Genomic DNA, 9651 nt, shown 5'->3' with positions numbered 1-9651 from the left:
CCGGAGTCGCGGTTTGTGAAGATCATGGAGTTGGTGCGTGAGCACGGCGCCGCGGTGGTCGCGCTCACCATCGACGAGCAGGGGCAGGCGCGGACGGCGGAGTGGAAGGTGGCGGTGGCGTCCCGGCTGATCGAGGACCTGACCACCAATTGGGGGATGCGGGTCGAGGACATCATCGTGGATTGTCTGACGTTCCCGATCGCGACGGGGCAGGAGGAGACCCGGCGGGACGGGGTGGAGACGATCGAGGCCATCCGCGAGCTCAAGCGCCGCTATCCGGGGGTGCAGACCACTCTGGGGTTGTCCAACATCTCCTTCGGGTTGAACCCGGCCGCGCGGATCGTGCTGAACTCGGTGTTCTTGCATGAGTGTGTGAACGCGGGGCTGGATTCGGCGATCGTGCATGCTTCGAAGATCGTGCCGATGGCGCGGATCCCGGATGAGCAGCGCCAGGTGGCGTTGGACATGGTGTATGACCGGCGGCGGGAGGGTTATGACCCGCTGGCGCGGTTCATGGAGTTGTTCGCGGGGGTGGATGCGGCGTCGTTGCGGCAGGGCCGGGCGGCGGAGCTGGCGGGGTTGCCGTTGTGGGAGCGGTTGAAGCGGCGGATCATCGATGGGGAGCGTAAGGGGCTGGAGGGTGATCTGGACCTGGCGCTGGCGCAGCGCCCCGCTCTGGAGATCATCAATGATGTTCTGCTGGATGGGATGAAGACCGTCGGTGAGTTGTTCGGCTCCGGCGAGATGCAGTTGCCGTTCGTGTTGCAGTCGGCTGAGGTGATGAAGGCCGCGGTGGCCTTCCTGGAGCCGCACATGGACCGGATGGAGGGCGAGCACAAGGGGCGGATCGTGCTGGCCACGGTCAAGGGTGATGTGCATGACATCGGTAAGAACCTGGTGGACATCATTTTGTCCAACAACGGCTATGAGGTGATCAATCTCGGTATCAAGCAGCCCGTCTCGGCGATTCTGGAGGCGGCCGAGGAGAAGGATGCCGATGTGATCGGCATGTCGGGGTTGCTGGTGAAGTCCACGGTGGTCATGAAGGAGAACCTGCAGGAGATGAACTCCCGGCAGATCGCCTCCCGGTTCCCGGTGCTGCTGGGCGGGGCGGCGTTGACGCGGGCGTATGTGGAGCAGGATCTGGCGGAGATCTTCGATGGGCAGGTGCGGTACGCGCGGGACGCGTTCGAGGGGTTGCGGTTGATGGACGCGTTCATGGACGTCAAGCGTGGGGTGAAGGGTGCGCAGTTGCCGCCGTTGCGCGCCCGGCGGGTCAAGACGGGTGCGAGGTTGGAGCGTACTGCGGTGGAGGTGTTGCCGGCGCGGTCGGATGTGGCGGCCGACAACCCGGTGCCGGTGGCGCCGTTTGTGGGTGAGCGGGTGGTCAAGGGGATCGCGCTGGCCGATTACGCGGCGTTTTTGGACGAGCGGGCCACGTTCATGGGGCAGTGGGGGCTGAAAGCCGCTCGTGGCGGGGACGGGCCGTCGTATGAGGAGTTGGTGGAGGCCGAGGGGCGGCCGCGGTTGCGGATGTGGCTGGAGCGGTTGCAGACCGAGAATCTGTTGCAGGCCGCGGTGGTGTACGGGTATTTCCCGTGTGTGTCCGACGGCGATGATCTGATCATCCTGGACGAGCGGACCGGCAATGAGCGGACGCGGTTTTCGTTCCCGCGGCAGCGGCGTGACCGGCATTTGTGCTTGTCGGACTTCTTCCGCCCCAAGGGGTCGGGGGAGGTGGATGTGGTGGCGTTCCAGGTGGCGACGATGGGGTCGCGGATCGCTGCGGCGACGGGGGAGTTGTTCGCCAAGAACGCCTACCGGGATTATCTGGAGTTGCATGGGTTGTCGGTGCAGTTGACCGAGGCGCTGGCGGAGTACTGGCATGCGCGGGTGCGTTCGGAGTTGGGGATCGGGGGGGATGAGTCGCTGGCGGACATGTTGAAGGTCAACATCGCCGGTTGCCGGTACTCGTTCGGGTATCCGGCGTGTCCGAACCTGGAGGACCAGCGGCAGCTGTTCGAGTTGCTGGATCCCTCGCGGATCGGGGTGGAGTTGTCGGAGGAGTTCCAGTTGCATCCCGAGCAGTCCACCTCCGCTCTGATCGTTCACCATCCCGAAGCCAAATACTTCAACGTCTGAAGCAGCGTTCGGCAAGGCGTCGATGCGGGGTGTCCTCGTCGTCCTCGTCCCTGGCCGCCGCCTTCGCGCGCGGCCCCGTGCGGTGCCATCGGCGCGGGCACGTGCGCGGGGCCGCGACGAGGGTCAGGAGCTCTGCACCAGGATGCTGTGCGTTCCGGTCAGCGTGCGCTCGCGGGTGGTGCCCGCCCGCACGCTCGTCGCGCCGCGCAGCAGCCCCGGTTTGCACTCCTCGCCCGAGTAGAGGATCACGTCGGCGTTCGTCGAGTTCACCACCGAGGCCCGGGTGAACAGCGGGAACCAGGGAAGCGCGTAACAGCCGGGCGCGGGGTTGACCAGCCGCGTTCGCGGCACCCGGTCACCTTCGATGACCAGCGTCCCGGTCGCCGCGGCGGCCGGCGGGGGAGCCGTGAGCGTCACGGGTGCGGTGGCGAGCAGGGCGGTCAGGGCGGTCATGACTCGTCGCATGGCATTCTCCTCGACAGTGATTCGACACCATGACCATGGTAACTGAGAGTGACGAAACGACAGCGAACTGTGCGAAGCCCGGCGTGGCGCGAGCATCGCTCGCCTACCACCGACCGCCGATCGCCTTCCGGACACCGGACACCGGGCGTCTTACGCACGCGGATCGCCGACCCGCTCGAAGGCGGATCGGCGATCGGGTGACGCCGTCCTCCGGTCATGCGGCCGGACGCGGCTCGGCGGGGGTCAGTCCCCGTACTCGCTCTGGACGCCCGGCGGGGTCAGCGCGGTGACGTAGTGCTGCGGCAGGTGGTCGTCCACCGAGTAGATCGCGGGCAGCGAGCGGGTCGCCTCGAACTTGCGGGCGATGAAGGACAGCGCCGACATCGGCAGGCCCAGCAGCCCCGGCATCTGCGGCGTCGGGCGCTTCCTGGTCTCCCAGTGGCCCCTTCTCGCCTGCGGGGCGCACCTCGGCCGGGTGAGCGTGTCGATGAGGCTGTTGCGCAGGTGGGGGACGCGGTAATGGTACTCGCGGCCGAAGTGCCGGAAGGGCCCCGACGCGGTGGACGGCAGGTGCGGAACGATGTCGCTGTCGTTCACGTAGCGGATGACGTGGTCGCGCAGGAACTCGTCACGCTCGCAGGCCTCCGCGAACGCCGGGTCGCCGATCATGGGCTGGCCGTAGGTGTAGACGGCCTTGAGCCGGTCGCCGATCGCTTCCCTGTACTTGCGCTCGTGGCGCATCATGACGCCCATGAGCGCGGCCATCGCCCCGCCCTGGCTGTGCCCGGTGATGTAGAGCGCCTCGAGGTTCCCTTCGAGCGGCGAGGAGCCGTAGGAGTCGCGGGTGTGCGGCCCGCCGTCGCCGTGGGCGAGGTCGGTCCCCTGGCGGTCGCAGGCGCGCCGCAGCATGTTCATGACCTCGTACCGCGTGGCCCGGACGTTGCGGTAGTTCCCCGCGTGCACGGTGGCGCGCGGGTCGCCGAACTGGTAGCCGATGCGCTCGGGTTCGACGTCGATGTCGCTCAGCCAGTTGATGAAATTGAGCGGCTCCGTTCCCCGGTAGCAGAGAATCGCCACCCGGCCGCTCCTGCTCTGGATGAGGAACGCGGTCGAGCAGATGAGCATGGCGTCGACCGATGTCTGGATCATCTGGCAGTGATTGTCCTCGAGGCCCATTCTGGCCAGGATCATGGACAGCGTCCTGGCATCGGAATAGGCGTACGCGGAGCAGGTCGCGAGAACGTGCGCGATTTCGGGGTCCGGATGGCCGGTGGACTCCAGCAGCCGCCTTTCCAGGTTCTTGTAGACCGGGAATCCCGCGGTCTCGCGGTGGCCGTAGGGGCGGAGTTCCTCGTAGCTGGGCGCCTTGACGTCCTGCGTCCGGGGACCCCCGGCCTGCGTGACGTCCCGCATCCTGTGCTCCCACCCCGTCGTGGGGTACCCGTCCGCGGGCGACTCCGGCCTCCTCGCGCCGCCGACCACTTTCCCGGCGTTCGCCTGGCCCACGGTGGCCGTAACTGATTTCTCCGACTGGCGACTGTTCCTGGTGGTATCCACGCTTGCCACGCCACACACCTTCCCGTCGGCGACGGTGCATTGGACTGTTCCGCGGTCCCCATGCGGGCGGACATCATCGTCACACGCGTTTTCGCGCGCCCGGAGAACCGCACTGTCCTTCACAATTTCCTGGACATCACAGGCCAAATCCCATGCCCGCGCAAACTCATTTCCAGCGACTCGCCCGAGGGGGCGGAAAAGGCGTGTACGACAAAAGGCGGGCCTCCGTGCGGAGGCCCGCCGACGGCGGTGCTCAGCTCACCGGGAAGGACCCGGTGACGACCTCGCCGGCCCGCTCGTAGGTGTTCATCATCACGCCGGTGGAGGAGACCTTGCTGTCGAGGAGCCTCAGCCCGGAGGGGACGGCGCCTTCGGAGAACAGCCGTTTGCCCGAGCCGAGGACGACGGGGAAGATCAGCAGGCGGTACCGGTCGACGAGGTCGTGGCGCAGCAGCGTCCGCATCAGGTCGCCGCTGCCGTGCACCTGCAGCTCGGGGCCGTCCTCCTTCTTGAGCGCCGCGACGCCTTCGGCCACGTCTCCCCCGATCAGCACCGAGTTGCTCCACTCCAGCGAGGGGCGCCCCCGCGACGCGACGTACTTGGTGGCGTCGTTCAAGGGCTTGGCGCCGGCCTCCTCCGGGGCGTGCGGCCAGTACGCGGCGAAGATGTCGTAGGTCTTGCGCCCGAGGACGAGGTCGAACGGCGTGGTCATCGTCTCGCCCATGAACCGGGCCATCTGCTCGTCCCAGTAGTTCACGGTCCAGCCGCCGTGCGCGAAGCCGTCGCTGTCGTCCTCTCCGGGGCCGCCGGGGGCCTGCATGACGCCGTCGAGGGTGATGAAGGTGCTCACGATCAGGTTTCTCATTTGCCTGTCCTTTCGGGCGGATCACCCCGGCCCGGGGCCGATCCATCGCGTGCTCTGAGAAGCGGTGCCGGAGGCACTGGCCTCATCTTTTCCGACCGTCACCTCGCCCTGCGTTCGCCACGCTGTCACCGAAGATAAATCTTGTCAAGACCAGAACGATTGTCGGAGTGGTTCCGGCGGTGCGACGGGAAGGACAAGGGAGGAAAAGGTTCCAGATCGAGTGGAACGTCGCGAAATCGCAGGTGAGGATCGCTCATGGGGGAATCGACCGTGCGCGCCGCCGTGGACGCGGACATGCCGGGAGTGCGGAAGGTGGCCGAGCACTTCGAGCTGTTGGACGACTGGAAGGGCATGCCGGACTTCCTCGACGCCGAGCGGGCGTTCGGGACGCTGCTCGTAGGAGAGGCCGACGGGCGGATCGTCGGTTTCGGCGGGGTTCTCCACAGAGGGAAGGTGTCCCATCTGGGCGACCTGTTCGTCCTGCCGGAGCACCAGTCGTCGGGAGTCGGGCGCACGATCCTGGGCCGGCTGCTGACGCCCGGAACGCCGGGCGTCACGTTCGCCTCCGACGACCCAAGGGCCCTCGGCCTGTACGTCAGGCAGGGGATGCGCCCGGTGTGCCCGCTGCTCTACCTGACCTTCTCGCCGGGATCCGCCAAGCCGGGGTCCGCCGAGGCGTCCGGGGCGGCCGCGCGACCCCGCGGGCCCGAGGCCGGTGGACGGGACCCCGGCGGACGACGGCCAGGCGGCGGAGATGCCGGCGTCCGGGAGGCCGAAGTCCAGGAAGCCGATGTGCGAGAGGCCGGGGCGCTGGACGCCCGGCTCGCGGGCGGCGACCGGGCCGGAACGCTGTCCTGGTACGCGGGCGTGCCCGGGGTCACGTTGCACGTCACGAGCGGCGGGTACGCGTTCGCCCGGGTCACCGAGACCGACGACCTGGAGATGGGGCCGGTGGGCGGGGAGACGCCGCAGGACTGCGCCGACGCGCTGTTCGCGGCGGTCGCCGCGCACCCGGGCGTCGACGAGGTGCAGGTGGCGGTGCCGGGGGCGCATCCGATGCTGCCCCGGCTGGTGGAGGCCGGCTGGGAGATCGATGACATGGACACGCTGATGACGAGCGACCCCGGCCTGCTCCGCCTGGACCGCTACCTCCCGCACCCCGACCTGGGCTGAGCGCGGTGCCCCGCTCACCTTCGCCGGGGGTGCTTCCCTTCCGTCCCTCCGACGGGGGTTCTCGAAGCGACTACCCCACGGTCGGCGCGGATCGCGGATACGGCTTGACCGTGCGTCCGGGGTCGGCGGTCACCGCGGACGGTTGCCTTTCCGTTTACGGCCGGTCGGCGCGCCCCGGCGAGTGGAGCGATTGGGCGCGGGTTTCGGCGCCTGCCGCTCCGCCGGTTTCTTCGCGGGGGAGGCGGGGGTGCGTCCCCGCGAGCTGTTCGCCGTCCGCCCGCGCACGATGCCGATGAAATCCTCCACCAGTTCGGTGGTGGCGTCCGCGGGCCAGGTCAGCGCGACCTGGGACCGCGGCGCGTCCGGCACCGGCCGGTAGGTGAGATCCCTGCGCTGGTGGAGGCGTGCCAGCGACTGCGGAACCAGGAGAATCCCGGCGCCGGCCGCCACCAGTTCGACCGCGCCCGCCGTCGTGGCCGGCCGGGTGAACGCGGGCAGCCCGGGCCGGGCCGCCCACTCGATGGTGTCGTCCAGCGGATGGAGCACCTCGTGGCCGGCGAGGTCGGCGGTGGACACCTCCTCCGCGGCGGCCACGTCGTGGTCCTTGGGCACCACGACCACCGTGTTCTCCACGTAGAGAGGAATCACGCTGAGCCCGTCACGGTCGATCGGCAGCCGGACGAAAGCGGCGTCGGCGCCGCCGTTCCGCAGGAGCTCCACCGCCTCGGCCGCGGGGACCGCGACCAGGACGATCGGCACGTCGGGCATCCTCTCGGTCCAGACGTTCACCCATTTCGCGGGTGTCACCCCCGGCACGTACGCCAGCCGGAACACCTCGCCGATCTCTTCCTCGGTCACTTCCCCAGCGTAGCGATGTCAGGGGAACCGTTCCGACTGGCTACGCTTGGCACCATGACCCCGCCCAAGCCGAAGAGCGTCCAGACGATGAAGCCCGCGACCGCGGCCAAGAAGCTGGGCGTGCTCCTCTCGGCGACTCCCGCCGAGTTCCAGGCGGGTGTCGTCTCCAGGGACGAGCTGAACGAGATGCAGTCGACGCCTCCCGCCTGGCTCGCCGACCTGCGCCGCAACGGCCCGCACCCCAAGCAGGTCATCGCCGCCAAACTTCGCGTCTCCATCTCCGGCCTGCTGAGAAACGGGATCACCGGACCGCTCACCACAGCCGAGATCGACGCGCTGAAAGCGGAGAACCCGGCGTGGCTGGAGCACGAGCGGTCCATCCAGGCCGAGGTCCGCAAAGAAGCCCTCCGCCTCAAGCAACGCTAGTCCGCCGGCCGCGAACGTCGGCCGGGGTAGGGCCATCACGCGCTCGCCGGCCACGGGTCCGCTCCTCGGCCGTGCGTCTCCCGCCGGCCTCGGGTGGCGGCCGCCCCGTCCGGGACTGATCGCAGACCTGGAGGACGGCCACCACTTGTGGATCACCGTGCCGAGTGGTCGTTTCCCGGTCGTTTCACGCGGCGGACCGGGTGGCGGCGGCACGGCTCTTGACAATGGGTGAGTGATCGGTGACCCATTGTGCCGGGAGGTGGTCATGGGCGGGTCAAGACGTGGCGGCGGACGTCCGGAGCTGGCGCGGGCGCTGGTCGAACGCATCCAGAGGTTCTCCGAGCGGCTTGAGCCCTACGCCGCCACCGTCCAGGTCAGAGAGTTCCGCGCCTACCTGGACGGCGAGCTCGTCTCCTGATGCGCTCTCGCCTCCGGCGAGCCGCGCGCGGAGCATCGGCGCTTTCTCATGGGTGCGATCGGCGGCCGATCCACCTACATCATCGCTGTCAGAAGATCAGGAGATGGAGAAGGCGGCCAGGGACATCGAGGCGCCGGGGGCGGGGCCGGTCGGCGTGGGGCCGGGCGCCGGGGGCCGGTGCAGGGGGAGGCGGACGGTGAAGCGGGCGCCTCCGGCGTCTGCGGTGTCCACCTCGATGGTGCCGTCGTGCGCGCGGACGATGTCGCGGACGATCGCGAGGCCGAGGCCCGTGCCGCCCCGGTCGCGGCAGCGGGAGGCGTCCAGGCGGGTGAAGCGCTCGAAGATGCGTTCCCGGTCGGCCTCGGCGATGCCGTCGCCGTCGTCGGAGACCACCAGTTCGGCGTGGCGGCCGTCGTGGCGCACCTCCACCATCACCGCGTCCTTCGCGTGCCGCTGGGCGTTGTCCAGCAGGTTGGTCAGGATGCGGGTGATCTGGGTGTCGACGCCGTCGACGACGGTCCCGCGGGCGAGCCGCAGCCGCACGGGGTGCCGGTCGGCGCGGCGGGAGACCTCCATGCGGACCGTCTCGGACAGGTCGATCTCGCCCATCGCCCGCGGCGCGCCGCCGCCGAGCTTCGCAAGGAGCAGCAGATCGGACATGATGGCCTGCAGCCGGTCGACGTCGCTCAGCGTGCGGTCGATCAGGGTGTCCAGGTCGGTGTCCTGAGGATGCATCTTGGCCTCCTCCAGCTGCGCGCGCAGCCCGGCGACGGGGGTGCGCAGCTCGTGCGAGGCGTCGGAGGCGAACTGGCGCTGGGCGGCGAGGGCCAGTTCCGTCCTGGCCTTGGCCTTCTCCAGGCGTTCCAGCGTGCTGTTGACCGTGCGGGCCAGGCGGGCGATCTCGTCGTCGCCGGCGGGCTCGGGGACACGGCTGCTCAGGTCGTTGACGTTGGTGGCCGCGAGCTCCGCCCGGATGGCCTCCACCGGGCGCAGCGTCCGTCCGGTGATCTTCCACGCGGCCCAGATCGCGAGGGAGATCAGCGCCCCGACCTGCACGGCGAACAGCGCGTCGAACACGCCCGTCGAGATGACCATGCGCACCGGTCCGCCCGCGTAGACGATGTTGGAGTCCGGCTCGGGGCTGACGCGCACGGCCGACAGGCGCACGCACCCCAGGCGGGTGTTCACGCAGGTCTGCACGTCCCGCTGCGGGTCGTCGGCGGACGGCCGCACCGTGGACAGCGACGGGAGGCCGCGCACCTCCGGCGAGGACGCGAGGACCCGGCCGTCCGGCGCGACGACCTGCACCACGTTGACGCCCGGCACGCTACTGGTCACCACGGGGTCCTTCAGCCGGCCCGCCCGGTCGGCGGCGGCCATGAGGCCCGCGGCGCGGCGCGCGTCCAGCCATCCGGCGTTGGTGAGCTCCTGGCGGGCGACCATGCCGGCCAGCACCCCGGCGGGCACGAGCAGGAGCATCGACAGCAGGGCGACGAGGGCCGTGACCTGCCCGCGGATGGAACGGGGACGCCAGAGCGGCGTGCCGCCGGGGCGTCTGCGGTGCAGGGGGAAGGACATTCTCATGGGGACGCGACTCCTCCTCGCGGTGACCACCGGCAGGTGCGCACTAAGGGTGGCGGGGGGGTTGCGCCTGATCGGGATGGAGACTCCGGGGAAGGCGCCGCATGGGTGCGGCGATCCGCCGTACGTTCGGGCGGCCCGGGACGGGCGGCACGTGCGCCCGTTG

At 69.6% G+C, this 9651-nt stretch carries 9 protein-coding genes; 4 read left to right on the top strand and 5 right to left on the bottom strand.

Annotated features, from left to right (window positions below; translation table 11 throughout):
- Nucleotides 1–2142 (top strand): methionine synthase (locus ACZ6QO_RS26495; RefSeq protein ID WP_465854305.1); only part of this gene is annotated, 2142 nt, incomplete at its 5' end.
- A gap of 123 nt (nucleotides 2143–2265) precedes the next feature.
- Here ACZ6QO_RS26495 and ACZ6QO_RS26490 read toward each other — a convergent pair.
- From ACZ6QO_RS26490 to ACZ6QO_RS26480, 3 genes are all read right to left on the bottom strand, one after another.
- A complete protein-coding gene (locus ACZ6QO_RS26490) occupies nucleotides 2266–2607 on the bottom strand; it encodes a hypothetical protein (RefSeq protein WP_465854304.1) in 342 nt (113 codons plus the stop codon).
- Between the two features lie 243 nt (nucleotides 2608–2850).
- Nucleotides 2851–4173 carry a lipase family protein gene (locus ACZ6QO_RS26485; protein WP_465854303.1) on the bottom strand — a complete coding sequence of 441 codons (1323 nt, stop codon included), beginning with the start codon at nucleotides 4171–4173 and terminating at the stop codon, nucleotides 2851–2853.
- Nucleotides 4174–4417: 244 nt separating this feature from the next.
- Nucleotides 4418–5029, bottom strand: coding sequence for a dihydrofolate reductase family protein (locus ACZ6QO_RS26480; protein ID WP_465854302.1), 612 nt, complete (start codon nucleotides 5027–5029; stop codon nucleotides 4418–4420).
- A 255-nt stretch (nucleotides 5030–5284) separates the two neighbouring features.
- On the opposite strand from ACZ6QO_RS26480, the gene ACZ6QO_RS26475 reads away from it, so the two are divergent.
- Nucleotides 5285–6202, top strand: a complete 918-nt coding sequence (locus ACZ6QO_RS26475; RefSeq protein WP_465854301.1) for a GNAT family N-acetyltransferase — start codon at nucleotides 5285–5287, stop codon at nucleotides 6200–6202.
- Nucleotides 6203–6331: 129 nt separating this feature from the next.
- Here the strand turns inward: ACZ6QO_RS26475 and ACZ6QO_RS26470 are convergent, their stop codons facing one another.
- Complete coding sequence (locus tag ACZ6QO_RS26470; RefSeq protein WP_465854300.1) at nucleotides 6332–7060, bottom strand: LysR family substrate-binding domain-containing protein; 729 nt, start codon at nucleotides 7058–7060, stop codon at nucleotides 6332–6334.
- 54 nt (nucleotides 7061–7114) lie between these two features.
- On the opposite strand from ACZ6QO_RS26470, the gene ACZ6QO_RS26465 reads away from it, so the two are divergent.
- Nucleotides 7115–7486: a DUF5997 family protein gene (locus ACZ6QO_RS26465; RefSeq protein ID WP_465854299.1), complete on the top strand. Its 372-nt coding sequence runs from the start codon at nucleotides 7115–7117 to the stop codon at nucleotides 7484–7486.
- Nucleotides 7487–7718: 232 nt separating this feature from the next.
- A complete protein-coding gene (locus ACZ6QO_RS26460; RefSeq protein ID WP_465854298.1) occupies nucleotides 7719–7904 on the top strand; it encodes a hypothetical protein in 186 nt (61 codons plus the stop codon).
- A 96-nt stretch (nucleotides 7905–8000) separates the two neighbouring features.
- Here the strand turns inward: ACZ6QO_RS26460 and ACZ6QO_RS26455 are convergent, their stop codons facing one another.
- Complete coding sequence (locus tag ACZ6QO_RS26455) at nucleotides 8001–9488, bottom strand: sensor histidine kinase (RefSeq protein ID WP_465854297.1); 1488 nt, start codon at nucleotides 9486–9488, stop codon at nucleotides 8001–8003.
- Nucleotides 9489–9651 lie beyond the last annotated feature (163 nt).

It is taken from the genome of Sphaerisporangium sp. NPDC049457 (assembly GCF_055586705.1).
Note: the sequence above shows the minus strand (reverse complement) of the source record. Positions and strands in the feature narration are given on the sequence as shown.

Coding starts and splice junctions, on each gene's coding strand:
- ACZ6QO_RS26455 (WP_465854297.1), bottom strand. CDS start 9,488: ATGAGAATGTCCTTCCCCCTGCACCGCAGACGCCCCGGCGGCACGCCG.
- ACZ6QO_RS26465 (WP_465854299.1), top strand. CDS start 7,115: ATGACCCCGCCCAAGCCGAAGAGCGTCCAGACGATGAAGCCCGCGACC.
- ACZ6QO_RS26480 (WP_465854302.1), bottom strand. CDS start 5,029: ATGAGAAACCTGATCGTGAGCACCTTCATCACCCTCGACGGCGTCATG.
- ACZ6QO_RS26490 (WP_465854304.1), bottom strand. CDS start 2,607: ATGCGACGAGTCATGACCGCCCTGACCGCCCTGCTCGCCACCGCACCC.
- ACZ6QO_RS26475 (WP_465854301.1), top strand. CDS start 5,285: ATGGGGGAATCGACCGTGCGCGCCGCCGTGGACGCGGACATGCCGGGA.